General features: G+C 66.7%; 22 protein-coding genes, 1 tRNA gene and 4 pseudogenes. 14 read left to right on the top strand and 13 right to left on the bottom strand.

Going from position 1 to position 25,241, the window contains the following annotated elements:
- The first annotated feature begins 4 nt into the window (after window positions 1–4).
- The 7 genes from AC2ITM_RS12350 to AC2ITM_RS12320 all read left to right on the top strand — a co-directional run bounded on the left by AC2ITM_RS12350 (window position 5) and on the right by AC2ITM_RS12320 (window position 8,417).
- Window positions 5–1,273, top strand: a complete 1,269-nt coding sequence (locus tag AC2ITM_RS12350) for a cytosine deaminase (protein WP_486466938.1) — start codon at window positions 5–7, stop codon at window positions 1,271–1,273.
- A gap of 1 nt (window position 1,274) precedes the next feature.
- Window positions 1,275–2,672 carry an FAD-binding oxidoreductase gene (locus AC2ITM_RS12345; protein ID WP_486466937.1) on the top strand — a complete coding sequence of 466 codons (1,398 nt, stop codon included), beginning with the start codon at window positions 1,275–1,277 and terminating at the stop codon, window positions 2,670–2,672.
- Window positions 2,672–3,256 (top strand): NAD(P)H-dependent oxidoreductase, encoded by a 585-nt coding sequence (locus AC2ITM_RS12340; protein ID WP_486466936.1) that lies wholly within the window; start codon window positions 2,672–2,674, stop codon window positions 3,254–3,256. Before AC2ITM_RS12345 ends, AC2ITM_RS12340 begins: the two co-directional genes overlap by 1 nt.
- A complete protein-coding gene (locus tag AC2ITM_RS12335; RefSeq protein WP_486466935.1) occupies window positions 3,256–3,864 on the top strand; it encodes an NAD(P)H-dependent oxidoreductase in 609 nt (202 codons plus the stop codon). The genes AC2ITM_RS12340 and AC2ITM_RS12335 overlap by 1 nt, the downstream gene beginning before the upstream one ends.
- 11 nt (window positions 3,865–3,875) lie before the next feature.
- Window positions 3,876–4,682 (top strand): creatininase family protein, encoded by an 807-nt coding sequence (locus AC2ITM_RS12330; protein WP_486466934.1) that lies wholly within the window; start codon window positions 3,876–3,878, stop codon window positions 4,680–4,682.
- 279 nt (window positions 4,683–4,961) lie between these two features.
- Window positions 4,962–6,602 (top strand): hypothetical protein, encoded by a 1,641-nt coding sequence (locus AC2ITM_RS12325; RefSeq protein ID WP_486466933.1) that lies wholly within the window; start codon window positions 4,962–4,964, stop codon window positions 6,600–6,602.
- A 63-nt stretch (window positions 6,603–6,665) separates the two neighbouring features.
- Window positions 6,666–8,417 carry a sugar phosphorylase gene (locus tag AC2ITM_RS12320; protein WP_486466932.1) on the top strand — a complete coding sequence of 584 codons (1,752 nt, stop codon included), beginning with the start codon at window positions 6,666–6,668 and terminating at the stop codon, window positions 8,415–8,417.
- Window positions 8,418–8,600: 183 nt separating this feature from the next.
- Here AC2ITM_RS12320 and AC2ITM_RS12315 read toward each other — a convergent pair.
- A pseudogene (locus tag AC2ITM_RS12315) lies at window positions 8,601–8,825 on the bottom strand (YnfA family protein); the annotation flags it as partial.
- A 35-nt stretch (window positions 8,826–8,860) separates the two neighbouring features.
- On the opposite strand from AC2ITM_RS12315, the pseudogene AC2ITM_RS12310 reads away from it, so the two are divergent.
- Window positions 8,861–8,956 (top strand): annotated as a pseudogene (locus AC2ITM_RS12310) (hypothetical protein); the annotation flags it as partial.
- Between the two features lie 291 nt (window positions 8,957–9,247).
- Here the strand turns inward: AC2ITM_RS12310 and AC2ITM_RS12305 are convergent.
- Window positions 9,248–10,468, bottom strand: coding sequence for a glycosyltransferase family protein (locus tag AC2ITM_RS12305; protein WP_486466931.1), 1,221 nt, complete (start codon window positions 10,466–10,468; stop codon window positions 9,248–9,250).
- 12 nt (window positions 10,469–10,480) lie between these two features.
- Window positions 10,481–11,263 (bottom strand): HAD-IIB family hydrolase, encoded by a 783-nt coding sequence (locus AC2ITM_RS12300; protein ID WP_486466930.1) that lies wholly within the window; start codon window positions 11,261–11,263, stop codon window positions 10,481–10,483.
- A 48-nt stretch (window positions 11,264–11,311) separates the two neighbouring features.
- Here AC2ITM_RS12300 and AC2ITM_RS12295 point away from each other — a divergent pair.
- Window positions 11,312–11,387, top strand: a tRNA-Val gene (locus AC2ITM_RS12295).
- A gap of 27 nt (window positions 11,388–11,414) precedes the next feature.
- Here the strand turns inward: AC2ITM_RS12295 and AC2ITM_RS12290 are convergent.
- The 4 genes and pseudogenes from AC2ITM_RS12290 to AC2ITM_RS12275 all read right to left on the bottom strand — a co-directional run bounded on the left by AC2ITM_RS12290 (window position 11,415) and on the right by AC2ITM_RS12275 (window position 13,741).
- Window positions 11,415–11,975: a tyrosine-type recombinase/integrase gene (locus AC2ITM_RS12290; RefSeq protein WP_486466929.1), complete on the bottom strand. Its 561-nt coding sequence runs from the start codon at window positions 11,973–11,975 to the stop codon at window positions 11,415–11,417.
- A gap of 165 nt (window positions 11,976–12,140) precedes the next feature.
- Window positions 12,141–12,941, bottom strand: a pseudogene (locus AC2ITM_RS12285) (ATP-binding protein).
- Between the two features lie 6 nt (window positions 12,942–12,947).
- Window positions 12,948–13,467, bottom strand: a pseudogene (locus AC2ITM_RS12280) (IS66 family transposase); the annotation flags it as partial.
- Between the two features lie 112 nt (window positions 13,468–13,579).
- A complete protein-coding gene (locus tag AC2ITM_RS12275; RefSeq protein WP_486466928.1) occupies window positions 13,580–13,741 on the bottom strand; it encodes a hypothetical protein in 162 nt (53 codons plus the stop codon).
- 393 nt (window positions 13,742–14,134) lie between these two features.
- Here AC2ITM_RS12275 and AC2ITM_RS12270 point away from each other — a divergent pair, with 393 nt between their 5' ends.
- From AC2ITM_RS12270 to AC2ITM_RS12260, 3 genes are all read left to right on the top strand, one after another.
- Window positions 14,135–14,596 carry a DUF1203 domain-containing protein gene (locus AC2ITM_RS12270; RefSeq protein WP_486466927.1) on the top strand — a complete coding sequence of 154 codons (462 nt, stop codon included), beginning with the start codon at window positions 14,135–14,137 and terminating at the stop codon, window positions 14,594–14,596.
- A gap of 691 nt (window positions 14,597–15,287) precedes the next feature.
- Entirely contained in the window at window positions 15,288–16,016 is a 729-nt protein-coding gene (locus tag AC2ITM_RS12265; RefSeq protein ID WP_486466926.1) for a helix-turn-helix transcriptional regulator, read from the top strand.
- Between the two features lie 130 nt (window positions 16,017–16,146).
- Window positions 16,147–17,130, top strand: a complete 984-nt coding sequence (locus tag AC2ITM_RS12260; RefSeq protein WP_486466925.1) for a LysR family transcriptional regulator — start codon at window positions 16,147–16,149, stop codon at window positions 17,128–17,130.
- Window positions 17,131–17,379: 249 nt separating this feature from the next.
- Here AC2ITM_RS12260 and AC2ITM_RS12255 read toward each other — a convergent pair whose 3' ends face one another.
- Both AC2ITM_RS12255 and AC2ITM_RS12250 read right to left on the bottom strand, forming a co-directional pair.
- Window positions 17,380–18,117, bottom strand: coding sequence for a hypothetical protein (locus AC2ITM_RS12255; RefSeq protein WP_486466924.1), 738 nt, complete (start codon window positions 18,115–18,117; stop codon window positions 17,380–17,382).
- Between the two features lie 119 nt (window positions 18,118–18,236).
- The gene (locus tag AC2ITM_RS12250) at window positions 18,237–18,629 is read right to left on the bottom strand and encodes a hypothetical protein (protein ID WP_486466923.1); all 393 of its coding nucleotides are present in this window, start codon (window positions 18,627–18,629) and stop codon (window positions 18,237–18,239) included.
- A 288-nt stretch (window positions 18,630–18,917) separates the two neighbouring features.
- On the opposite strand from AC2ITM_RS12250, the gene AC2ITM_RS12245 reads away from it, so the two are divergent.
- Window positions 18,918–19,805, top strand: a complete 888-nt coding sequence (locus AC2ITM_RS12245) for a GNAT family N-acetyltransferase (protein WP_486466922.1) — start codon at window positions 18,918–18,920, stop codon at window positions 19,803–19,805.
- A 10-nt stretch (window positions 19,806–19,815) separates the two neighbouring features.
- Here AC2ITM_RS12245 and AC2ITM_RS12240 read toward each other — a convergent pair whose 3' ends face one another.
- Window positions 19,816–20,016 carry a heavy-metal-associated domain-containing protein gene (locus AC2ITM_RS12240; protein ID WP_486466921.1) on the bottom strand — a complete coding sequence of 67 codons (201 nt, stop codon included), beginning with the start codon at window positions 20,014–20,016 and terminating at the stop codon, window positions 19,816–19,818.
- Window positions 20,017–20,180: 164 nt separating this feature from the next.
- Here AC2ITM_RS12240 and AC2ITM_RS12235 point away from each other — a divergent pair, with 164 nt between their 5' ends.
- Entirely contained in the window at window positions 20,181–22,637 is a 2,457-nt protein-coding gene (locus AC2ITM_RS12235) for a heavy metal translocating P-type ATPase (protein WP_486466920.1), read from the top strand.
- On the opposite strand, the gene AC2ITM_RS12230 is transcribed toward AC2ITM_RS12235, so the two are convergent.
- The 3 genes from AC2ITM_RS12230 to AC2ITM_RS12220 are packed head-to-tail and all read right to left on the bottom strand — an operon-like array spanning window position 22,634 to window position 25,218.
- The gene (locus AC2ITM_RS12230; RefSeq protein ID WP_486466919.1) at window positions 22,634–23,410 is read right to left on the bottom strand and encodes an ABC transporter ATP-binding protein; all 777 of its coding nucleotides are present in this window, start codon (window positions 23,408–23,410) and stop codon (window positions 22,634–22,636) included. The genes AC2ITM_RS12235 and AC2ITM_RS12230 overlap by 4 nt on opposite strands.
- A 13-nt stretch (window positions 23,411–23,423) precedes the next feature.
- Window positions 23,424–24,218 (bottom strand): ABC transporter permease, encoded by a 795-nt coding sequence (locus AC2ITM_RS12225; protein ID WP_486466918.1) that lies wholly within the window; start codon window positions 24,216–24,218, stop codon window positions 23,424–23,426.
- Window positions 24,219–24,231: 13 nt separating this feature from the next.
- A complete protein-coding gene (locus AC2ITM_RS12220; RefSeq protein WP_486466917.1) occupies window positions 24,232–25,218 on the bottom strand; it encodes an ABC transporter substrate-binding protein in 987 nt (328 codons plus the stop codon).
- Window positions 25,219–25,241 lie beyond the last annotated feature (23 nt).

Below are 25,241 nucleotides of genomic sequence, written 5' to 3'. Positions count from 1 at the left end.
TCGAATGGCACTTCCCCAACTTCCCGACGGCCCGCTGCGGCTGACCAACCTGACTGTGCCCGGCTATCTGGTGGGCGCCGACACGCCCTTCGCGACCACCTCGGTCGCGATCCGGGGCGGGCGCTTCACTGCCGAGACCACCGGCCTGCCGGTCATCGACATGCGCGGCGCCATCGCCTTTCCCCGCTTTGTCGAGGCGCATACGCATCTCGACAAGGGGCATATCGCGCCCCGGATGCCCAACCCCAACGGCACCTTCGAAGGCGCGCTTGGCGCGGTCGGCGCCGATGCCGCCGCCCGCTGGACGACCGAAGACGTCCGCGCCCGCATGACCTTCGCCCTGAAATCGGCCTATGCCCATGGCACCGGCGCCATCCGCACCCATCTGGACAGCCAGCCGCCGAAGGACAGCGTGTCCTGGCCGCTGTTTGCCGAGGTGCGCGAAGACTGGGCCGACCGCATCGCGCTGCAAGCAAGCTGCCTTGTGACCTGCCTGTTCCTGACCGATCCCGCCTTCCAGGGCACGGCCGACTGGGTGCAGAAGACCGGCGGCATCCTGGGGGCGGTGACCTATCCCAATGCCGATCTGCAGGCGCAGCTCGATGCCTTCTTCGACACCGCCGATGCCCGCGGCCTGTCGACCGACCTGCATGTCGACGAGACGATGGATCCCACCGTCAACACCCTGCGCGAGATCGCGAAGACCGTGCTGGCGCGCGGCTATGACCGCAAGCTGCAGGTGGGCCATGTCTGTTCGCTGTCCACCATGCCGGAAAAGGAGGCGCTGGAGACCCTCGACCTGGTGGCCGAAGCCGGGATCGACGTGGTGTCGCTGCCGATGTGCAACCTTTATCTGCAGGACCGCCACGCCGGGCGCACGCCCCGCAATCGCGGCCTGACCCTGGTGCACGAGATGGCTGAGCGCGGCATCAACGTCTCGTTCGCCTCCGACAACACCCGTGATCCGTTCTATGCCTATGGCGATCTGGACATGATCGAGGTGATGCGCGAGGCGATGCGGATCGGCCATCTGGACCATTGCGACTATCCCTGGTTCCGCAGCGTGCTGGCCAACCCGGCTGCCGCCTGCGGCTTTGACACCCCCGACTTTGCCCCGGGCAAGCGCGCCGACATGGTGATCTGCAATGCCCGCAACTGGACCGAGCTGTTCTCGCGTCCGCAACATGACCGCCTCGTGATGGTGGGCGGCGTCTGCATCGACACGACGCTGCCCGATTACGAAGAGCTAGACGATATCATGAGGATCGCCTGACATGGACCTCGAAGGCTGCATCAAGGCACTTTCGCATCTCGACATCGACACCAAGCCGGTTTCGGTGAAGGCCAAAAGCCGCGATTTCTTCTGGTATTCGCCGGTGCTGAAGGCGCGGCTGGATCACGTCACCGCCGATTTCGTCGTCTCGCCCACCTGCGAGGCCGAGGTGATCGAGGTGCTGAAGACCTGCTTTGCCCATGACGTTCCGGTGACGGCGCGCGGCACCGGCACCGGCAATTACGGCCAGGCGATGCCGCTGGCGGGGGGCTGCGTGCTGAACCTTGCCAACATGAACAAGGTCAAGCAGATCCGCCCCGGCGCGGTGGTGGTGGAACCGGGCGCCGTGCTGCGCGATCTGGATGCCGCCTGCAAGGCCGACAGCGGGCAAGAGTTGCGGATGTTCTCCTCGACCTGGGCCACGGCGACCATCGGCGGGTTCATCGCCGGGGGCTCTGGCGGGGTGGGGGGCGTCCGCTGGGGGTCCTTGCGCGATCCCGGCAACATCATCCGCCTGCGCGTCGTCACGATGGAGGCCGAGCCGCAGATCAAGGAAATCACCGGCGAGGACCTGACCCGCGTCGCCCATGCCTATGGCACCAACGGCATCATCACCGAGCTGGAGATGCCGCTGACCGCCGCCTATGACTGGGTGGGCCTGTTCGTCACCTTCCCCGATTTCGGCGACGCGCTGCGCTATGCCTACGATCTGGCCAGCCAGGACGGCATCCTGCTGAAGCTGATCTCCGTCTTCGAACCGCCCGTCGCGCATGACTATTTCCTGCGCGTCAAACCCCATGTGACGCCCGATCAGACCGTTCTGGCGATCATGGTGGCGCCGCAGTCGATGGCCGGCTTTGACACCTTCACCGCCCGCCACGAAGGCGCGCAGGTGATCTATCGCAGCGATGAAACGCAGTGGGCCAAGGCGCCGGGCCATGTCTTTGAATACGGCTGGAACCACACCACCCTGCGCGCGATGAAGATCGACCCTTCGATCACCTATCTGCAGACCTCCTACGGGACCGAGGATCCGGTCGCGAAGGTGCTGGAGGCGCGCGATGAATTCTCGCCCGAATGCCTGCAGCATATCGAGGTGACGCGCAGCGGCGGCCGGGTGAACATGGCGGGGCTGACGCTGGTCAAATTCTCGACCGAGGAACGGCTGGACCAGATCGTCGCCCAGCACGAGGCGATGGGCATCCCGAACTTCAACCCGCACCGCTATACGCTGGAAGAGGGCGGGCGCCAGGCCACCGATGCCCGCCAGCTGGAATTCAAGCGCGCGGCCGATCCGAAGGGGCTGCTGAACCCGGGCAAGATGATCAGCTGGGATGATCCCGACTGGGGTTACGAGACGATGTATGCCTGGCCGGGGCTGCAGAAGGCGGCCGAGTGATGAAACGCGCGCTGGTCGTCTATGCGCATCCCTGCGAGGAAAGCTTTGGCGCGGCGCTGCACCGGGAAACCGTGGCGGCGCTGACGCGGGGCGGCTGGCAGGTGGATGACTGCGATCTTTATGCCGAAGGGTTCAACCCGATCCTGACGGCCGAGGAACGCCGCACCTACCACAACCTCGATATCAACACGAAACCGGTGCAGTCCTATGTCGACCGGCTGCGGGCGGCGGATGCGCTGGTTTTGTGCTTTCCGGTCTGGAACATGTACTATCCGGCGATGCTGAAGGGGTTCTTCGACCGGGTCTACCTGCCGGGCGTGTCCTTCAAGATGCAGAACGGCGTGACGGTTCCGGCGCTGACCAACATCCGCAAGATCGGCGCGGTCTGTACCTATGGCGGCGCCCGCTGGAAGGCGCGCTTTGCCGGTGATCCGCCGCGGCGAGCGGTGATGCGCTCTGCCTGGGCCTCGACCGGGGGGATGGCGAAACGCAAGTTCCTGGCGATCTACGACATGAACCGCGCCACGGATGAACGCCGCACTGCCTTCCTGACCCGCGTGGGCCGGGAAATGGAGGCATTCTGATGAAGGCCCTCGTCATCTATTGCCACCCGTCGGGGGAAAGTTTCACCGCCGGTATCCGCGATCTGGTGCTGCAGCACCTGCGCGATGCAGGCGCCCAGATCCGCCTGCGCGACCTTTACGCCGAGGGCTTTGACCCGGTGCTGCCGCTGGCGGAATGGGCGGGCTATCTGGACAGCCCCGCCAACCGCGCCCCGGTCGAGGACCACTGCGCCGACATCGAATGGTGCGACACGCTGATCTTCGTCTATCCGACCTGGTGGTATGGGCTGCCCGCGATGCTGAAAGGCTGGCTGGACCGGGTGTTCCTGCCCGACGTGGCCTTCCTGATGCCGAAGGCCGAAGGCGAGGTCATCCGCCCCGGCCTGCATCACATCACGCGCCTGGGGATCTTTACCACCTGCGGCGCCTCGTGGTGGCTGACGCGCTTTGTCGGCGCCCCCGGACGGCGCACCATCGCCCGCGGTCTTGGCCTGCTGCTGCACCGCCGCGCCCGCCGCAGCTTTGCTGCCCATTACCTGATGGACAGCTCGACCCCCGAAAGCCGGGCAAGGCACCTGGCGCGCGTGTCGCGCCGGATGAAACGCCTTGTCCGCCCACTCAGCATCTGAAGGAGACCCGGATGAGCGCCCGTGACTGGAAGGAATTCCGCGCCCCCGAGTTCATCGGCCTGGACCCGATGAAGACCATCGCCATCCTGCCCGTTGCCGCGATCGAGCAGCACGGCCCCCATCTGCCCGTCGGCACCGACACCATCATCAACGAGGGCAACCTGGCGCTGCTGAAGGCCCGCGCCCCCGAAGACATGGATATCCGCATCCTGCCCGTGCAGGCGGTGGGCAAGTCGAACGAGCACCTCTGGGCCGCGGGCACGCTGACCCTCTCGGCCGAGACCGCCCTGCGCGCCTGGACCGAGATCGGCCTTTCCGTCGCCCGCACCGGCATCCGCAAGATGGTCATCGTCAATTCCCACGGCGGCAATACCGATCTGATTTCCATCGTGGCGCGGGAATTGCGGGTGCGGGCGGGGATGTTCTGCGTGCGCCTGCAATGGGGCGCTACCGGTGGGCCTCAGGGCCTTTATTCCGAGCAGGAGCGCACCTTTGGCATCCATGGCGGCGACAGCGAGACCAGCCAGGTGCTGAACTTTGCCCCCGGCAGCGTGGACATGTCGCTGGCCGAGGACTTCCGTTCCTCTGCCGAGACCTCGCTGATCTCGCCGGTGGGGGCTGTGGCCTATGGCTGGACGGCGGCCGATTGCAACCCCGCGGGCGTCGTGGGCGAGGCGCATCTGGCAACGCCGGAAAAGGGCGCCATCCATGCCGAGGCCGTCGTCGACAGCATGATCGGCCTCCTGCGCAAGATCGAAGCCCAGAGCCTGGACGGCTTTGCCCCCGCCATGGCCCCGCCCGGCGCACCGCTGTTCTGAGGCAGGCTGCGGCCCGGCGGCTTCGGGCCGCGACATGGCGTCGCAAGGCCGGGCCTTTGGTCCGGGATCCGGGGCTGCGCGCCCGGCATGGCCCGTTTCCAAAACGCCCGCAAAAGCTGGGTCGGGCCCTGCCAGCCCGTCCCCCGGGTCCGGTGCGGGGCCTGCGGCGTCCGGCCCACGGCCCCGTCTTTTCCCTTGCGTGTTGCGCTGCGGCGTAGTCCAGTCAACCCAAGGGAGAGAACCTTCGGGGGAGGGGCTCCGGGAGCAAGGGAGGGCCGGTTGGAACCTGCGCGGTCAGTGGATCTGTGCGGTCCCGGAACAGATCTGGCCGCAGAGGCACAGGCATTTGTCCGGGCGATCGTCGACAGCGGCTATCTGGGCCAAAGCTCGCGCTTGCCGGCGATCCTTGGGTATCTGGTGCAAGAGGAACTGGCCGGGCGCGGCAACCGCATCAAGGCCTATTCCATCGGCACCGACGTGCTGGGCCGAAGCGCGGATTTCAACCCCTCCACCGACAGCATCGTCCGGGTCGAGATGGCCCGCCTGCGCCGCGCGCTGGACCTGTTTCAGGCCGGCGAGGGGCGCGCCTGCCGGCTGATCATCCATTTCGAAAAAGGCAGCTACCGGCCGGTCTTCCTGCCGAACCCGGACCTGCGGCTGCTGCCCGGCGCTGCAGAGCCGCCGCCCGCGGATCCGGTGCCGTCGCCGTCACGTCGCCGTCCGGTCTTCGTGGCGCTCGGGCTGCTGGCGTTGCTGCTGGCGTTGCTGGTGGCGGCGCTGGCGGTGCCGGGGCAGCTGTGGCTGCGCTCGCTTCTGGCGGCGACCCCGGATCGGGTGACGCTGTATCTGCAGGGCAGTGGCGAGGGGGCGCGGATCGCGCCGCTGCTGGTGCAGGCCCATGAGGCGCTGGAGCATTTCGAGATGCTGGAGGTGCGCGACATGGGCCTGGAGCATCCGCAGGCCATGGGGCCGGCGGATTACGTGCTGGATTTCGTCGCCACGCCCGACACGGTGGTGATGATCCTGCGTCACGGGCCGGACCGCCGGCCGCTGCTGACCCATGTCAGCCGTGCCGGGGGCTCCGACAGCCTGACCCGCCCGCCCGAGGCCGGCAGCCTGTCGGGTCTGGACCTGAGCCCGGTCGAGCAACGGGTGGCCGGGCTGGTGCAGGGGCAGGGGCCGCTTTGGCGCGACGTTGCCGGGCGGGGTGCGATCGCGGGGGCGCTGCATTGCGGGGCCGTGCTTTATGCCGCGCAAGCCGGGGGACAGGCGGCGTCCTGCGCGATGCGGACGACCGGGCGCGGTGATCCGGCCTATCTGCGGGCGCTGCGGGCGCTGGCTGCGGGCGGCCCGCCGGTCTCTGGGGGGATGGGCCACGATGGTGGATCCTCGCTGATGCAATATGCCTGGTTCCGGGACCGGCTGGCGGCCGAGGAGGTCTCGGCAGCGCTGGCGGCGGGGCGTATGGCGGTGCGGCTGAACCCCTATGATGCGATGATTGCTGCCGGTGTCGGCGAGGCGATGGCGCTGCGCGGCCATGCGGCCGAGGCGTTGATCTACCTGCGCCGCGCCGCGCTTTTGGACCCGGATGCAGCCGCCGGGCTGGCCTATGCCATTTTCCTCAGCCAGTTCCGCCTGGGGGACCGTGCCGGCCAGCAGGCGGCGGCCCGGGCGCTGCGCGGCAGCCCCCGCCCGCAGGACCTTGCGGCCCGGGTCATCGCGCTGCACGACCCGGCCGCGCTTGAACAGCTGCGCGCCGACACCCCCGGCCAGCTCTGGCCCGAGGACCTGTTTCCCGCCACCCAGGGCTATGACCCGCTGCTGCGCCGGGACCTGCTGGCGGCGCTGCCCGCTGCCCCCCAGATGACCGCGGCGGGGACAGATCCGGGCCCGGGCCGGGCAGAAGGCCGCACGCGATGACGTAACGTCTTGCACCCCCGGTCAAAGTCTGGTCCCCTTGCAGGCAAGAACCGGAGCGTGCCCTTGCAGACATCCGAGCAGACCTCGACCTTCCGCCACAAGCTGGAAACCCTTGTCCGGCAGATCTATCCCGACCATGCGGCCCCCGCCCTGGCGACCCAGCTGGTCGATGCCTTCTGGCCTGACGCAGGCACCCGCCGCAAGCGTGGCCGGGTGCCCGGCAACCGGCAGTGGTCGGAACGCGACGCGCTGGTCATCACCTACGGCAATTCGATCGTGGACGGCCAGCACAAGCCCCTCGACCTGCTGCACGACTTCCTGAAAGAGCGCCTGGCGGGGGTGGTCAATGGCGTCCATATCCTGCCCTTCTTCCCCTATACCTCGGACGATGGCTTTGCGGTGACGGACTATGGCGCGGTGAACCCGATCCTGGGCGACTGGGCGGATATCCGGCGGATCGGCGCGGATTTCCTGCTGATGTCGGATCTGGTGCTGAACCATGTCTCCAGCTCCTCGGCCTGGTTCAATGCCTACCGCCAGGGTCATGCGCCCTACGACCGCTTCTTCTTCGAGGCCGCGCCCGAAGATGACCTGAGCCAGGTCGTCCGGCCCCGCACCCATCCGCTGCTGCGCGAGGTCTCGACCGCGAATGGCCAGAAACATGTCTGGTGCACCTTCAGCCACGACCAGGTCGATCTGGATTTCCGCAACCCCGAGGTGCTGAAGGAATTCCTGCGGGTGATGCGGCTGCATGTCGACAATGGCGTGCGCATCATCCGCCTGGATGCAGTGGCCTTCCTGTGGAAGGAGGTGGGTACGACATGCATCCACCTGCCGCAGACCCATGCGATCATCCGGCTGATGCGGCTGTTCTTCGACTATGCCTCGGAAAGCCTGATCCTGCTGACCGAAACCAATGTGCCCAACGCGGAAAACCTGTCCTATTTCGGCAACCGAAACGAGGCCCATGCGGTCTACAATTTCTCCCTGCCGCCGCTGATCCTGCACGCGATGCTGGCGGGGACGGCGAAATACCTGATCCGCTGGCAGGCGACGATGCCACCGGCGCAGCTGGGCTGTGCCTACCTGAATTTCACCGCCTCGCATGACGGCATCGGCATGCGCCCGGCCGAGGGCATCCTGCCCCCGGATGACACCGCCCGGGTGATCGCCTCGGTGCGCGACTTCGGCGGCCGGGTGTCGATGCGGGCGCTGCCGGGCGGCGGCGAAAGCCCCTACGAGCTGAACATCACCTGGTTCGAGGCGATGAAAGGCACCTTCAAGGGCGAAGATGGCCACCAGCTGCAGCGCTTCCTGGCCTCGCAGACGATGATGATGGCGCTGGAGGGCATCCCGGCCTTCTACATCCATTCCCTGCTCGGCACCCCTAATGACATCGAGGGTGTCGAGAAATCCGGCCACAACCGGGCCATCAACCGCCACCGCTGGGATTACGAGACGCTGCTTGGTCGCCTCGACGATCCGGCCTCGACCCAGGCGCAGGTCCTTTCCGAGATGCGCCGCCGGATTGGCGTGCGCCGCCGCCAGCGCGCCTTCCATCCGAACGCGACGCAGTTCACCCTGCAGCTTGACCAGCGTCTCTTCGGTCTCTGGCGGCAGAGCCTGGACCGCGATCAGTCGATCTTTGCGCTGCACAATGTCTCGGACGAGACGGTCGAGATCGATCCCCTGGCAATCAACATGATCGACGGAGAGGCCTGGACGGATCTGCTGTCGGACGAGGCCATAGACCCTTCGGGCGGCCCGATCCGCTTTGCGCCCTATCAATGCCGCTGGGTCACCAATCGGGGCTAAGTGCCTTTGGTTTCCGGGGCGATTGCATATTTGGGGAAAGATGAAAGCAAGCTGTAAACAGGCTGGCCGTGCGCCCGTGGCAGGCGTCGCGTTTTCCGTATTTGGGGAAAGATGAAAAGGAACCGCCCGGTTGAACCCGCAGCCTGCGTCTGAAACAGTGGGGCGACTGACGGTCATGCAAATGATTGTGTCGATGATATCCCATCGGGTCGGGATCTGCCCCTCTACCGCACAAAGCCATGCGATAGATGCCGCCGTTGGCCGCGTATGCGCGACCTGAACCCGGGTCAGCAGGGCAAGGGAGATCGCGCCGGGGAAAAGCCAGAGGGCCGAGCCGTCCAGACGGAGCCAGGCCCAGAAGGCGAGGCCGCCCGCGATCTGGGCGAGAGCAGCCCGCGCATAAAAGCCGACAGAGGCGAGGAGGCGCCCGGGCGAAGACGCTCATCGAAACCGCCAAGATGAGCGGGCTAGATCCGCAGGCCAGGCGTCCCGACATCCTCGACCGTATCCATGAGCCCAAGGTCAGCTGGCTTGACACACTGCTGCCATGGCGTTGCGGAGCGGCTCGTCCATGGGACCAGCGTTGCGCCATCGTGATCCACGCCCGCGAATTGCTGGTGCTTTCGACCGATGCCAATGTCCCATTCATTTTGTCCACGGCGGGCAGATTGTTGTTGCGCATTATCGCTGGCACGCACTTTTCAGCCAGCACCTGCGGGTCAGCCATGGTGAAAAGAGGCGCGTGGCCCCCATCATTTTCTTGTCTGAAATACCTCGGGGGAGGCGGCGCGCAGCGCCGGCGGGGGCAGAGCCCCCGGCGACGGTTCGTATCAGGCGAACTCCCTCAGGTCTTCCGCGACGGCCTTCAGCATGTCCGCCATCAGGTCCGGATCAGCCGCATGGACGCGGTTCCAGGTCGGAATGAACGGGGTCTCGTGCGGGTTCGCCAGGAAGGCCTGCCCGGCCTCGATGATGTTTTCCGCAAAGAGCTCGGCCGCGATTTCCTCCTGATGGCGGTCAATGATCAGCCCGTTGGCGCGGGCGTCATTGTAGTAGCAGTCCAGCAGATCGAGCGCGGAGCGGTAGTAGGTGGCCTTGAGCGTTCGGAACACCTCTTCGGTGAAGACCGTGCCGTCGGCGGCCAGCTTGCGGAAGATCGCCTTGCAGATGTCGATCGACATCCGGCTCAGGCCCTGCGTCTTGTCGGCCTGGCTCAGGTCCTGGTGCTTGTGGTCGTAGCTGTCGGCGATCTCGACCTGGCAGACGGCCTTGGGGGCCATGTTGCGCCAGGCTTCCGACAGCACGCCGATTTCCAGCCCCCAGTCCGAGGGGATGCGCAGGTCCGGCAGGGCCGTCGTGCGCATCGCCATCTCGCCCGAGAGCGGGTAGCGGAAGGCGCGCAGGTAATCGAGGTAATCGCGGTCTCCGATGGTGCGCTTGAGCGCGATCAGCAGCGGCGAGACCAGCATCCGGCTGACCCGGCCGTTGATCCGGCTGGCGCCCACCCGCGCATAGTAGCCCTTGGAAAGCTGGTAGGGGAAGGTGGGGTTCGCCACCGGATAGACCATGCGCGCCAGCATGTCGCGGTGATAGGTGGCGATGTCGCAGTCATGCAGCGCCACCACGGCGCTGTCGGCGCAGGCGATCAGGAAGCCCAGGCAGCCCCAGACGTTCTTGCCCTTGCCAGGTTCGATCGGGCCCAGCCCCAGGTCCTCAAGCCGCCGGTGGATCGCCTGCATGCGCGGGCTGTCGTTCCAGATCACCACATGGTTCTGCGGCAACACGGAAAAGAACTGCCGGGCGTGGCGGTACTGGTCCTCGGTCGCACGGTCCAGGCCGATGACGATGCGGTGCAGGTAGGGCACCTCGGAAAGTTCCCGAAGGATGTTCGGCAGCGCCTCGCCTTGCAGTTCCGAATAAAGCGAGGGCAGCACCAGGCTGATCTTGCGCAGGGTGGCAAAGCTTGCCAGCTCGCGCGTCATGTCCTCGGTGCTGCGGGTGCGCAGGTTGTGGATGGTGGCGATGTTGCCGTTCTGGTGAAAGTCTGCCACCGGAAGCTCCTGTCAGGTGTCCGTTGCCTTCGATAGTAGCGGCAGGATCATCTCGGACCAGCCTTCGGGGCCGTTTTTCGTGCTGCGGCGGATGCGTCCGGTCGCTTCTGCCGGAAGCGGCGGCAGGCCGGTGCCATGGGGGTTGGCGATGATGAAGCCCATGTCCGCGGCCTCAAGCATCTCGCGGTCGTTCGGGGCATCGCCCAGGGCCACGCTGTGGCGGGCGCCGAAGCTGCCGGCGATGGCAGCCATCCGGTCGGCCTTGGTGCCGCCGAACGACAGCGTCAGGTAGCGGCCGCCGCGCCGGGCGGTGATGCCATCGCGGGCGAGCGCCGCGACAAAGGCGGCCTCGGTGCGGGCATCGCCGTCCCAGAGGCCGGGTTCGGAAAAGCTGCGCTGGCAGGCCAGCCGCGCCGTTTCCGGCGCAAGCCCGGCATCGGCTGCCACGCCCTCGGGGCCGATGTCGGCAAAGCCGCGAAACGGCCGGCGCAGCGCGGCGGGCAGGCGGTCCAGCCCGGCACGCAGGCGGCTGTAGGTGGCATCTGCGGCCGGCGCATCCACGCCCGCGGGCAGCAGGCCTGCGCCGTTCTCGACGATGGCGGGCCAGTGCGACAGGCCCATGGCGGCGCGCAGCTTGGCGATCTCGGGGGCGGTCTTGGACGAGGCCAGAATTACCGGGATGTCGCGTGCGGCCAGGGCGGACAGGGCAGGGCGGGCGGCGTCCCAGCCGTAGCTGGCATGATCCAGCAGGGTGCCGTCGAGATCGGTGAAGACGATGAAAGGCGGATGTGTCATGTCACCTCTTGCCATCCCGGCAGGGCATGGGGTAGAGGGTCGCCCTGCGGGTGATTAGCTCAGTTGGTAGAGCGCTTCGTTTACACCGAAGATGTCGGGGGTTCGAGTCCCTCATCACCCACCATGAAATCAGATACTTAGAGAAATCCTATCAGGAAAGTTTCCCAATCCAAGCGGGAAGTTTCCCAATTTCGGGCAAAAGCAGGGCCGTTTCGCGGTTCATGTGCTCGGCTTCCGCCTGTCGTGCGTAGTGCCTGGACATGGCCTCCGTCAGGTGTCCCAGCATGGATTTTACACGGGCAATCCCACCGAAAACATTCGGGTTCCGGGCCACCGCGTTGGCGATCATCGTGGCGTTCGTGTGGCGCAGGCCGTGGAAGGTCGCGCGGAACTGATCCGGGGCGGCGTCATCCTGGCGTTCGGGTTTCAGGCCAAGGCGGATGAGTTCCTTGCGCCATGAAGCGCCAAAGCCGCTGCTGGTCCAGGGTTCCCCGCGCGAGTTCGTCAGCAGGGGGCGGCGGGGATCGGTAATCTGAGCCTGGCGCATGGCGTGACGCTCTATGTCGATGATGGACAGGGCGACCGGCAAGAGCGGCACGGGCACCGGGTTTTTCGTCTTGCCCTGGGTGACGTACCATACGTCGCTGGAAATGCTGTCATCGGTCAGCTTCTGCAGCAGGTCTTCGCGCCGCTGCCCGGTGTAGATGCCCATCAGCGCGACCTTGACGATTTCCGGCTTGCCGTCACTGATCAGCTTTTGCAGCTGCGCTTCCGGCCAGGGGTCATAGCTTGCTTCGCTCTGGACCTGTTGATTTCCACCCAGAACTGACCCGGGTTTCCATCGAGAAGTGACCCACCTTGGATTATGCTGAGCGGGTCATGTTTGGGTCAAGACATGGCTTTCCTCCCTCTTTTTCCGCGTTGCTGCAGCCGCGCTGTCCTTGAAACGGAAGCTGTCGTTTCCGGTCTCAAGGATGTGTCAGCCGATCGAGCAGCGCGGTGGTCATCTTGGCATCCATTGCCCGGCAGTGCTTTGCGCAGCAAAGTCACGAGAGGGGCCGAACACTGTGGCCCACTCGCTGAAGCTGAGGTTCGTGGTGATGATCACGCTGGTGCGCTGGAGCTTGCTCAGAAGATGGAAGAGCAAGGCGCCTTCTGAAGCGCTGAACAGCAGGTGTCCGAGCTCGTCCAGGATCACCAGGTCGAGGCGGGTGAGAGGCTCCGCCATGTGTCCGGCTTTTCCCTTGGCCTTCTCCTGCTCGGGAGCGTCGACGAGTTCGATGGTCGAGAAGAAGCGCACTCTCCTGCGATGATGCTCGATGGCATGCCCGACCGCGGTTGCGATGTGGGTCTTCTCAGTGCCGGGGCCGCCCCTCTCGGGACATTGCTGCGCAATGCCCTGCCGGGCAGTGGATGAGAACGACGTTCTGCGCTCCTTCCATGAACTCGCCGCGATGCAACTGCCGCTGCCGGGGCCTCGTTCATCTCGCTGGACGAGAAGTCGAAGTTGGGCGGATCCTTGTAGGCCGGGAAGCGTGCCACCTTCATGTGGGAGGCGATCGAGCGCACCTCGCGCTCCGCGACCTCAGCCCTCAGGAGCTGCGTCAGGATCGGCGTCGCGCCGGAGGCACGCTTGCAGCGTGACGGCTTCGAACGCCGGCGCACCCTGCTCGATCAGGTCGGTCAGTCGATCGGCCACGGGGCCGAGGTGGAAGGCCGCAGTGCCGGCCCAGTCCGCCAGGGTGCTGCGATCGACTTGGATGCCGGAGCGGGCAAGGATCTGGCTTTGCCGGCAAAACGGCAGGTGGTCGGCGAACTTGGACACCAGCACGTGGGCGATGGCACCCTCGGTCGGCAGCCCGCCCTCGATCAGCCAAGGCGCGGCGACCGCCATTGTTCTTGAACCAATGGCGCACAATGGCTCGCCCTGGGTGAGCCCATCCGAGCAGGTACGGCAGGCATGCTTCGGCCGGATGTCGACCAGCACACGAAGCTGCGCCGGGACTGATGTCGAGGCGCTCGGTGCGGTCCTCGCCAATCCGATGCATGCGGCCGCAGCCGCGTCGCCATCGTCGCTCGGACCGATGGCGCGACAATGGCGACCAATCGAGGCTGGCTGGCTCAATCACACGCTCGATGCGTGGCAAGCCCGCAGGCAGATGGCCGGGGTTGCGCTGCCGTGACCGGCGCGGCGTCGTGGTTGCTCCTTGCGGGTCTCGACCTCGGCGACGGCGGTTTCGCTCGCCATTGTCGCTCGGACCAATGGCGCGACAACGGCTCGCCCTCAAAGGCCAGCTGCCGGTCATCATCGCGCAGCTACTCGGACCGCTTGCCATGCATGACATGGTTCAGCTCGGCAATGAGATGCTCCAGCCGCCGGTTGGCGTCCTTCAGCGCGTCGTTCTCCTGCAAGAGAGCCAGCACAGCGGCGCGCTGGCTCTCGGGGATCGGGGTGCTGAGGGGCGGGGCGCTGGACATGGGCGGAGGCGAAGAATTCAACACCAAGCGCTGTGAGAAACGAATTCTTTGCGAACATTGCGAAACGCACTCCCTCTCTTCGGATGCGTATCAATTCGCAATGATGCCTATCGTCGGCAATGTGGGGCGCAGACAGCGCTTACGATGATCCTGGCCGCTTGATTTCTGAACGAACGGCTGCGGATCGCGCCGACGGTCAAATTCGGCCAAATCGCCTGCAAACGGGTCGGGGGCGTGATCAGGGCGGACGCCAGGTTGGTCAACAGGCTTTGGCGGCATGCTGTGTCCGTGGAACAGGGACGGGCTGTCAGGACGACGCCCGGATTGCGCAGGTTCCGGGTCGTGCGGGGCGGCCCCGGGATGCTTCATCGGCCGGTACAACAGGAGGTTCCCATGCCGATTTTCACCGGAATGCCACCCGCGCTGGCCGATGCCTACCGTGACGGTGCCCCCGATGCCTATGGCAATGCGCCTGAACGGCGCCCAAGTACCGGCGGGGCGCCCTGTCGCTGCTGCCTGTCGATGATCCCCGAGGGGCAGGCGATGCTGGTGCTGGCCTACCGGCCCTTTGGTGCATTGCAGCCCTATGCCGAAACCGGCCCGGTCTTTCTGTGCGCCGACCGTTGCCGTGCTGCCACGGGGGGCGGGCTGCCGGCCTGTCTGGTGTCGCCGGACTACCTTCTGAAGGCCTATTCCAGGGACGAGCGCATCCTCTATGGAACCGGCCGGGTGACGCCGCTGGCGGATATCTCAGCCTATGCTGACAGCCTGCTGGAACGCGCAGATGTGGCCTTTGTCGACCTGCGATCAGCCCGCAACAATTGCTGGCAGGCCCGGCTGACCCGCGCGGCCTGAGCGCCGCCGCGGTCTTGCGGGTCATGGGATCGGATGGCTTTGCCACGGAGAACACTGACCCGGCGCCCGGGGCGCGTCCGTTTCCGCCTGCCGTGGAAACGGACGGCCCCCGGACGACGAGGCGGCGCGCTTTGACACTGGGATGCCAATCGGGGGAAGCGCGCCCCTTGGCGACGGCAACCGGGGTAGGGGGCGCCGCCACCGGCTCCGGAGTGCAGCAGCCGCGCCCCGGAGGCCCCGGGGTCAACGGGGCCGGGACCCTTTCTTGATGCCTCAGGGCAGGGCCTGCGCACAGTCGGACATTCGGGCGATGCCCCGCCTCTTCTACCCAACTTGCGGATACTGAACGCAAAAATCCTGGTGGCAGAGCCATGCGGGCAGGGCGGATGATCTCCGTCTGTTTACCTATCCTTAAGGATATATCCGCGCCATTTCGCCATGAGACCCTTGGGTCAGGGGCCGGAAAATGTCTCTCAATATATTGTGGTTAAAAGATTTTATTTGGATCTCTCGCGGGCATGGGGATCCCCCATTCGGGCAGGTGGCAAAGATTTCCCGTTCGGCGAATAGATTAACGTGCATTCGATTTCTGTTAACCTTCAGGTTGTGTCTGGGGCTGCTGGGGATGCTGGACAGACTGGGGGCAGGGCCGTGCCCGGACCCCTAAATTGAATGGTGAAGGAGGTGACCCATGGGCGCACCGGAAACGACCGGGCCCGCTGGGCCAGAGGAACCGGGCCGTCAGGTCCTGTTCGGTTTCATAGGATCGCAAAGGTTGTTCTCGGACGTGGTGCTGCGCACGATCGAGACCGAGTTTCCGGGGGTCAGGGCGGCGCGCTGTCCCGATGTCGGCACCTGTGCGCTGGTCTTTGCGCATCACGGCCAGGACGGTCGGCCGCCGCTGCGGCTGCTGATCGTCGATGAACGTCAGGGGGCGGATCTGGCGCTGCTGCTGCGCGGCAGGGATCCGTTGCTGGCGGGCGTCATCCTTGCCCTGGCCGTCCGCGAAGAGGCGGGCGCGGCAGCGCTGATGGCGCGTTGGGGCAGCCTGCTGACGGGATCGCGTGTCAGCATCCTGCCGATGAACCTGAACCTGAATGCCTGGATCCAGCTGATCCGGCTGATCGACTGCGGCGCGCATTATCTGCCCGCCACCCTGTTATCGGCGCCGCCACCACCCGAGCCTTCGGCGCCGCAGACCGTTCCCGAAGCCCCCGAAAGCGCCGCCGTGGCACGGCTGACCCCGCGCGAGCGTGAGGTGCTGACGCTGCTTGCGGCGGGGCGCCCGAACAAGGTCATCGCCAATGACCTGTCGGTGTCGGCCCATACGGTCAAGCTGCATATCCACCGGATCATGACCAAGCTTGGGGTCTCGAACCGGACCGAGGCGGCGATCTGTTTTCACCACGGCCATGGCTGAAGATCCGAAAAGGTTGGTCAAGCGCTTGGGATAACGTATTGTTCAATCTATGGGTGTGAAGTTTCCGGGCCGGATCCCGACAGGGGCGGGTCCGGGGCCGTAGGGCCGGCTTCGCCCCTTGGGGACGGCAATGGGTTATTCGACTGCGATCACGATACGCCAGCTGGAGGTGCTGAATGCCATCGCGGTGGCGGGCTCGATGCGGCAGGCGGGCAAGCTGCTGGGGCTGACCCAGCCGACCATCTCGGCGCAGCTGGCCAAGCTTGAAGAGGCGCTCGGCACCGGGTTGGTACATCGCGACCGCCAGCGAACAGAGGTACTGACCGCCGCCGGAGAGCTCTGGGCGCGGACCGCGCGCTCGGTTCTGGCGGATCTTGAAACCGGCACCTATCGGCACCGCGAACTGTTCGGTCAGCATCTCTACAAGATCCGCTTTGCCACCATGCCGTCGCATTCCGGCCGGGTGCTGGGACTGGCCGCGACCGAGGCACGGGCCGATCCGCTGATCTCGGAATTCGCGGTCAGCTGGGCGCCCTCCAGCAGCGTGCTGCTGGAATACCTTGAGATCCGAAAGGCCAATGTGGCGCTGATGGCGATGACCGGCACGCTGGCGGAAACCCCGGCCTTCCGCACCGAGGTCCTGTACGAGGACCGCATCCTGTGGGCGGTGCCGCGCAGCGTCGATCCGGCGCTGGTGCGCGGCATCATCGCGGCGGGGGCGGTGCCCTCGGGGCTGCCGGCACCCTTGCTGAACCGCGTGCTGGTGGATGTGCCGCATGAATGGCGTGCCACGAGCGATCTGTGGTTCCAGGCGCATCTGCCGACCGCAGTGCCCTATTTCAGCAGCGACCTGCACCTTGGCGCGGTCGAAATCGTCGCCGCAGGGCTGGCCAGCTGCCATGTTTCGATCACGCTGCACAGCAATCTGTCGCAGCGCATCCGCAGCCAGGTGGCCTTCTACGACATCGGCCGGACGGCCCAGAAGATGGTGCTGGCGACGCCGCGCCATCTGATGACCGTGCCCACCTATGCCGAGTATTTCGGGCGATTGACCGCCGGGATCCGTGCCCATTACGCAGGCTACCTGCCGGATCCCGACACCGGCTGTGTCTGACGGGCGGGGAAGGATCACGTTCAGAGGTATCGCGGGGAATTGGGTTGCGCCAAATTGGCCTTTTTCCTCGCCTTGAATGGAAATAAATCCGGTTGATTTATTCATTTTCGGACAGGGTTGATTCCTATTGGGGCGGGTGTGTATTTTTAAAATTCCCCCCCCCATCGAAATTGAATGTGATGTCGTTGTCACGCCGAAAGGGCCCGGGGCCGCATTGGCCCTGGGCCCGATTGCCTGTCCGGGGCGGGATCAGCGGATCTGACTGCGGCAATAGTCCGCAACCTGGGCATCCGTATAGGGCGTGCCGCTCTGGCGTTGCGCCAGGATCTTGCCATCCGAGCGGCGCGAGCAGCGCACGTAGCTGGCGATCGGACGTGGCCCCGGGGTCGCGGCCACGGGCTGCGGTGCTGTGCGCGTGACTGCGGGATCGGCCGCCCTGGTGCGCTGCACGCGGGCGCTGGCGCGCCGTTCCGCGGCCGAGCACTGGCTGTTCGCGGGAATGGTGCCGACCTGGCGCAGTGCGATGCAGGCCTCGGTGTCGCGGCGTGCGATCATCAGCAGCGCGGCCTGACCCTGGCCCATCTGCGCCAGCAGGCAGGCCTCGTCGACGCGGCCCAGGCCGCCCGCTGCGCCGCCGCCGATGATCGAGATCCCGATGCTGCTGGACAGCGCGCAGGGATGCCCGGACCCCATCGAGGGCGGCTGCACCGCAGGGGCCGAGCGCACCGTGTAGGCGCCCCGGTAATATTGCTTGCTGGTGATCGTCGCGGGCGTGCTCTGGTCCAGATAGATCTGGGCATTCGATGTGCCGCCAGAGGCATAGGCCCCGGCCGAGCTCTCGACCTGCGCCGAGCTGGCAGAGCTGGAGCCCGCCGTGCTGGTGGTGGTGGTCTGGGCCAGGGCCGCGCCGTCCAAGAACGCGGTGGCGGCGAACAGGGTGGCGGCCGAGCAGACGGCGACTGTCAGATCCTTCGTGATGCTTTTCATGGTTTCATACTCCCCTCCGAACGCAGAGGTTAAACGTGAGGCCGGAGCGGTACGTTCGGATACCCACTCCGGCCAGCCCGGACCGGTCCTAGGCTGGTCCGGGCATTTGGCACCCCTCGTTAGAAGATGGTGCCAAACCCGCCGAAGGCGCCCGCAGAGCTGCCGTTGGAGCCCGAGTAGCCCCCCGAAGCCGCCGCGCCGCCAAAGCCGATCGAGCCCGAGGCCGAGCTGTTCTGCACGCTGCCCACCGACGTGGTGGTCGAGCCCGCACCCGAGATCGCGCCGCCCCAGCCAAGGGCGGTCGTGCCGCCTGCCTGGCCGGACGAGCTCATGGCCATGGTGGTGGTGTTGGATGCGCCCGACAGGCCGCCGAAGGTGCCCGCGCCGGACGAGCCGCTAAACGACGCGCCGCTTTCCGAGCCCGACCATGCGCCGGTCCCCAGCACGGTATCGGCGGATGCGATGCCGGCGGTCAGGAACAATGCGGATGCGGTGACAATAAGAACTTTCATTTCTGGTACCTCCCTTTTGGCGAAGAAATCGCCTTGCCTTGGAATTGGAAACGCTCCTCCGATCGTTTCCAAAGACAGTGTTAGGGAACGCAACGGGTGAAATAAATTCGGACAAAGTTACAGGGCCCGAATGGCTGATGCCGATGGCCGGGAACCGCCCGTGCGGCCAGGGTGGGGATGCCTGTTCGGGCTATGGCCGGGGTGCCGCCGGGGCGGGCTTGACGTTGCGGGAGCAATGGCGCCCTCTGGCGGGGCAGGGGCCGTCCCTGCGCCTGCCGGAGACCTGTCATGTCCAGCCTCGTTCCTTCGCAGTCCACGCGGGCCCTGCCGCGCGCGCTGGCGTTGCAGGAGATGGGTCCGCAGCATCTGGATGCCCTGCACCGGCTGTCGGTCAGCGTCGGCTGGCCGCACCGGCGCGACGACTGGGCGGACAATCTGGCGGCGGGCCGGGGCATTGTGGCAGTAGACGGGATGGCGCGGGTGCATGGTTCGGCCATGTACTTTCCCTATGCCGACGGGCCGGCGGCCGTGGGCATGGTGATCTGCCATCCGCACCTGCGCGCCGGCGGCCTGAAGGACCGCATGGCGCAGGAAATCCTGGAACGCGCCGGGGGTGGTGCCACCTTTCTGAATGCCTGCCCCGAGGACGTGGCGCTGTTCCGTCATCTGAAGGCCCGGGCCACCAGCGGCGTCTTCCGGTTTCAGGGGGTGTTGTCGGGGGATCTGCTGACGCCGCAGGCGCCGCAGGATCCTGCGGTGCGCCCGGTCGTTGCCGCGGATCTGCCGCAGATCTCGGACCTTGACCATGCGGTCTATGGCGCCGATCGCAAGGCGGTACTGGAATCGCTGCTGGCCCGGTCGGACAGCCGGGTGATCGAGCGGGCCGGGCATATCCGGGGCTTTGCCCTGCGGCGCCGCTTTGGGCGCGGGCTGTTCGTGGGCCCGGTTGCCGCCTGGCACGAGGCCGATGCCATCGCGCTGGTGGCTGCTCTGCTGGCGGGGCGGCGTGGGCAATTCGTCCGCGTCGACACGCGGCTGGGGCAGGGGGATTTCGCCACCTTCCTGCGGGCCATCGGCCTGACGCCGAAACTTGCCGTGACGACCATGGCGCTGCAGGCGCCGGCCCCGGGGCGCCGGCCGCCGGCCTATGCCCTGTCAGGGCATTCGACCGGCTGACCGGGCTGGTTCAGCCGGCGACCGGCTGGGCGTCATAGCCGGCGTCGCGGATCGCGGCGCCCAGGGCCTCGGCGGAAAGCCCGCTGTCGATCTTCACCAGATGGCTGTCCAGATCGCAGGTCACGGCGGCGGCAGGGTCTGCGGCCTTGACGGCGGTTTCGATCGCTGCGGTGCAGTGACGGCAGCTCATTTCGGGAACGTTGAAGTTCATGGCGAACTCTCCTTGCAAATTGCTGACCCAGCAGATGGAGGTTCCAGCAGGGGGAAGGTCAAGCCTTTCGGCGCGGCCGGCAGAAAGTTTTCCGACGAGGGTTGACCTTCCAGTTGCTGGAAGCCCGATCTAGGCCACAGATCTGAAACAAACCGGAGGCCGAGATGTCCATGCAAACCCCTGTTACCCTGTCTGTCGAAGGCATGTCCTGCGCCTCCTGCGTGGGCCGTGTCGACCGTGGCCTGAAGGCGGTGGAGGGGGTGGGGGATGTCTCGGTCAACCTCGCCTCCGAAACGGCGCGGATGACGCTGGCCTCGCCCGCGCAATTGCCGCAGGTGGTGCAGGCGCTTGATCGGCTGGGCTATCCGGCGCGCACGGCCGAAGCGGTGCTGAGCGTGCACGAGATGTCCTGTGCCTCCTGCGTGGGGCGGGTGGACCGGGCGCTGCAGGCGGTGCCGGGGGTGCTGGAGGTGAACGTGAACCTGGCCTCGGAAACCGCCCGGGTGCGCTATGCCGAAGGCGCGGTGACGCCGGCTGATCTGGTGGCGGCCAGCGCGGCGGCGGGCTATCCGGCCAGCCTGGCGCAATCCGGGGAAACCCTGGACCGCAGCGCCCGCAAGGAACAGGAGGCCCACGACCTGGCCCGCCGGATGATCCTGGCGGCGGTGCTGGCGCTGCCGGTCTTCCTGGTCGAGATGGGCGGCCATCTGGTGCCCGCCTTCCACCACTGGATCAATGCCACGCTGGGGCAGGAAGCCAGCTGGATCGGGCAGTTCGTGCTGACGACGCTGGTGCTGGCGGGGCCGGGGCGGATGTTCTACCTGCGCGGCATCCCGGCGCTGCTGAAGGGCGCGCCCGACATGAACAGCCTGGTCGCGGTGGGTTCGGGGGCGGCCTATCTTTATTCGGTCATCGCGACCTTCCTGCCGGGGCTGCTGCCCGAGGCGGTGCGCGCCGTCTATTTCGAGGCCGCCGCCGTCATTGTCGTGCTGATCCTGCTGGGCCGCTTCCTGGAGGCCCGCGCCAAGGGCCGCACCGGCGCCGCGATCAAGTCTCTGCTGGGGTTGCAGGTGCGCACCGCGCGGGTTCTGCGCGATGGCCAGGCCGTCGATCTGCCGGTCGAGGAGGTCCGCGTGGGCGACATCCTTCAGGTTCGTCCCGGTGAACGCATCGCCGTCGATGCCGAGGTGACCGAGGGCGAAAGCCGCGTCGATGAAAGCATGCTGACCGGCGAACCTGCCCCGGTGCTGAAGGCCCCGGGCGATGCGGTGACCGGCGGCACGGTGAACGGCACGGGCGCGCTGGGGCTGCGTGCCACGCGGGTGGGGGCCGACACGACGCTGGCGCAGATCATCCGCATGGTCGAAGAGGCGCAGGGCGCCAAGCTGCCGATCCAGGGGCTGGTGGACCGCATCACCCTGTGGTTCGTGCCGGTGGTCATGGGGATCGCGGTGCTGACGGTGCTGGCCTGGCTGATCTTTGGTCCCGGTGGCACGCTGGCGCTGGTGGCGGGGGTGTCGGTGCTGATCATCGCCTGCCCCTGCGCGATGGGTCTGGCGACGCCCACCTCGATCATGGTGGGCACCGGGCGGGCCGCCGATCTGGGGGTGCTGTTCCGCAAGGGGGATGCACTGCAGCAGCTGGCCTCGGTGCAGGTGGTGGCGCTCGACAAGACCGGCACCGTCACCGAAGGCCGCCCCGCGCTGACGGATCTGGAGCTTGCGCCCGGCTTTGACCGCGCCACCCTGCTGGCGCAGATCGCCGCGGTCGAGGGGCGTTCGGAACATCCCGTCGCCCAGGCCATCACCCGCGCGGCGCAGGCCGAGGGGCTGGCCGCACTTGCCGCCGAAGACTTTGCCTCGGTCACCGGGCATGGCGTGCGGGCCCGGGTCGGGGGCGCGGATGTGCTGGTGGGCGCCGGGCGCTTCATGGCGCGCGAAGGCATCGACACGGCGGTGCTGGCGGATCGGGAAACGGCGCTGGCGACGCAGGGGCGCACGGCGCTTTTTGCCGCCGTCGATGGCAGGCTGGCGGCGGTGATCGGCGTGGCGGATCCGGTCAAGCCCGACAGCCGCGCGGTCATCGCGGCGCTGAAGGCGCAGGGCCTGCAGGTCGCGATGATCACCGGCGACCGCGCGGAAACCGCGCGTGCCATCGCCGCCGAGACCGGCATCGACCGGGTGATCGCCGGGGTGCTGCCCGATGGCAAGGTGGCGGCGCTGGCGGAACTGCAGCAGGGCGGGCGCCGGGTGGCCTTTGTGGGGGATGGCATCAACGATGCCCCGGCGCTGGCCCATGCGGATGTGGGCATTGCCATCGGCACCGGCACGGATGTGGCGATCGAATCTGCCGATGTGGTGCTGATGTCGGGGGCCCTGGGCGGGGTGGTGAACGCGCTGCAGGTGTCGCGCCGGACCATGGGCAACATCCGGCAGAACCTGTTCTGGGCCTTTGCCTACAATGCCGCGCTGATCCCGGTGGCGGCGGGGGTGCTGTACCCGGGCCTTGGGGTGCTGCTGTCGCCGATGCTGTCGGCGGGGGCGATGGCGCTGTCGTCGGTCTTTGTGCTGTCGAATGCGCTGCGGCTGCGCCGGATCGCCCCGGCGCAGCTGGCGGGTTAGGCCACGCGGGTCTCGCCGCCGTGCATCAGGTGCAGGATCTCGCGCTTGTAGGCGGTGAAGGCGGGGTTGGTCAGCACCTCGATGTCGCGCGGCCGGGGGATGTCGATGGCGAAGGACTGGCGGATGCGGCCCGGCCGCGCCCCCATCACATGCACCTCGTCACCCAGAAAGATCGCCTCGTCGATGTCATGGGTGATGAAGAGGACGGTCTTGCGGCTGTCCTGCCAGATCTCCAGCAGCAGTTCCTGCATCTGCTGGCGGGTCTGGCTGTCGAGCGCCCCGAAGGGTTCGTCCATCAGCAGGATGCGCGGGTCATTGGCCAGCGCCCGCGCCAGCGCCACGCGCTGCCTCATGCCGCCCGACAGCTCCTGCGGATAGGAGTTTTCGAACCCTTTCAGGTGGACCGCGCCGATCAGCCGGTCGGCGATGTCCTCGCATTCGGATTTCGCGAGCTTCTTCAGCCTGGGGCCGAACATGACGTTCTCGCGCACCGTCAGCCAGGGGAACAGGGTGTAGCTTTGGAACACCATGCCGCGGTCCGCCGAGGGCCCGTCGATCGGCTGGCCGTCAAGGCGCAGCACCCCCGATGTCGGCACCTCGAGCCCCGCCGCAAGGCGCAGCAGCGTGGACTTGCCGCAGCCCGACGGCCCCACGATGACCGAGAACCGGTTCGCCGCCACATCCAGCGACACGCCGTCCAGCGCCAGCACCGCGGGTTTGCCCTTGGGGGTGAAGCGCACGGTGATGTCGCGCATTTCCAGAAGGTTGGTCATGGTCTGGCCTTTCTCAGAAGCTTGCGGACCAGGGCAGCAGGCGCCGGCGCAGCCATTTGAAGATGAAATCCGTCAGCAGCCCCAGGAAGCCGATGGTGAAGACCCCCAGCAGGATGACATCGGTGAAAAGCCCCCGCATCGCGTTCAGGATCATGTAGCCAAGGCCCGCATCCGCCGCGACCAGCTCGGCCACGACAAGATAGGTCCAGGCCCAGCCCATGGTGACGCGCAGGTTGTCCATGACGCCCGGCAGGCAGGCGGGCAGCAGGACGTGCCAGATCACCTCCTTGCGGCGGGCGCCCAGCGTGTAGGCGCAGTCGATCAGGTCCTTGCTGACCCGCGCCGACACGTCCGAGATCAGGATCAGCTGCTGGAAGAACGTGCCCAGGAAGATCACCATGATCTTCTGTTCCACCCCGATGCCGATCCACAGGATCAGCAGCGGGATCAGCGCCGAGACGGGGATGTAGCGCATGAAGCCGGTGATCGGTTCGATCACCGCCTGCACGGCGCGGAAGCTGCCCATCAGGATGCCCAGCGGCACCGCGCAGACCGAGGCCAGCAGGAAGCCCGAGAGGATCACGACAAGGCTGGCCCAGATGTTCTCGAACAGCGAGAAATCCTCGATCCGCTTGATGGCGGCCGCGATGACCTGGCCCGGGGTGGCCAGGAAGTCGGGGGGCGTCAGCCCCCCGTAGGTCAGCCCGCACCACAGCGCCAGCACCGCAAGGGCCGAGCCGCAGGAGAGCGCCAGATAGGTCGGACGCGGGATCTCGACCTTGGGTGCGAAGAGGGAACGGGTCCACATGGATCGGCCGCCCTTACTGCACGATGCCGGGGGTCAGCATGTCGGCGGGTGTCGTCGACACGTCGTAAAGGCCCCCCTCGCGGCCCAGGGTTTCGGCATTGGCGATGGTGGCGACGATGCCGTCGGGATTGGCGGGATCCATGAACTTCTGGTTCATCGCAGCGTCGTAGAAGATGATGCCGGTGCGGGTTTCGGCAAAGATCTCGGGGTCTTCCAGCCAGCCGCCGACGCCCTTGGCCATGATCTTGTCAGCCTCTTCGGGATGCGCCTTCTGCCAGTCCACGGCCTTGACCCAGGCGCGGTAGAGGCCCTGCATGGCGTCCTTGTGCTCGGCCGCCATCTTGTCGGTGGTGACCATGACATCGGTGATCAGCCCCGGCGAGGTCGCGCTGTCGACCAGCAGGTGGCTGTCCTTGGCCTGCTTGCCGCGGGTCAGCCAGGGTTCCCAGGTGACGGCGGCATCGACCTTGCCGGCCACGAAGGCCGCGCCCGCATCGCCTGCGGTCATGTTCAGCGCGTCGATGTCCTTCAGCGTCATGCCGGCCTGTTTCAGCAGCACCGACAGGTAGAACTGCGACACCGAGCCCTGCGCAAAGGCCACCTTCTTGCCCTTCAGCCCCTCGACCGAGGTGATGTCGGCGCGCGCCACGATGCCGTCGCCGCCGTGGCTGTCATCGACGGCGAAAAGATAGGTCAGCGGATGCTCGGCCGAGGTAAAGCCCAGCACGGTGTCGATGGTGGTGGTCACCGCGTCGATCCGGCCCGCCGCCAGCGCCGGCATCCGGGTCTTGACGTCTTCCATCTTGATCAGCTGGACCTTCAGCCCCTCGTCCTTGAAGAAGCCTTCCTTCTCGGCGATGTAGAGCGGCCCATAGCCCACCCAGGTGGAAATGCCGATCTTCAGGCTCTCGTCGGCCATTGCCGGCGACAGGGTGGCAAGGCTGCCCAGCAGGGCAAGGGCGCCCAGACGCAGGCGCGCGGTCATCTTGGTCTTGGTCATGGGAGGTCTCCGAGTTGGGGCGG

It is taken from the genome of Pseudooceanicola sp. NS-SX9 (genome assembly GCF_057380705.1).
The sequence above is the reverse complement of the archived record's forward strand: the minus strand, read 5'-3'. Positions and strand labels throughout refer to the sequence as shown.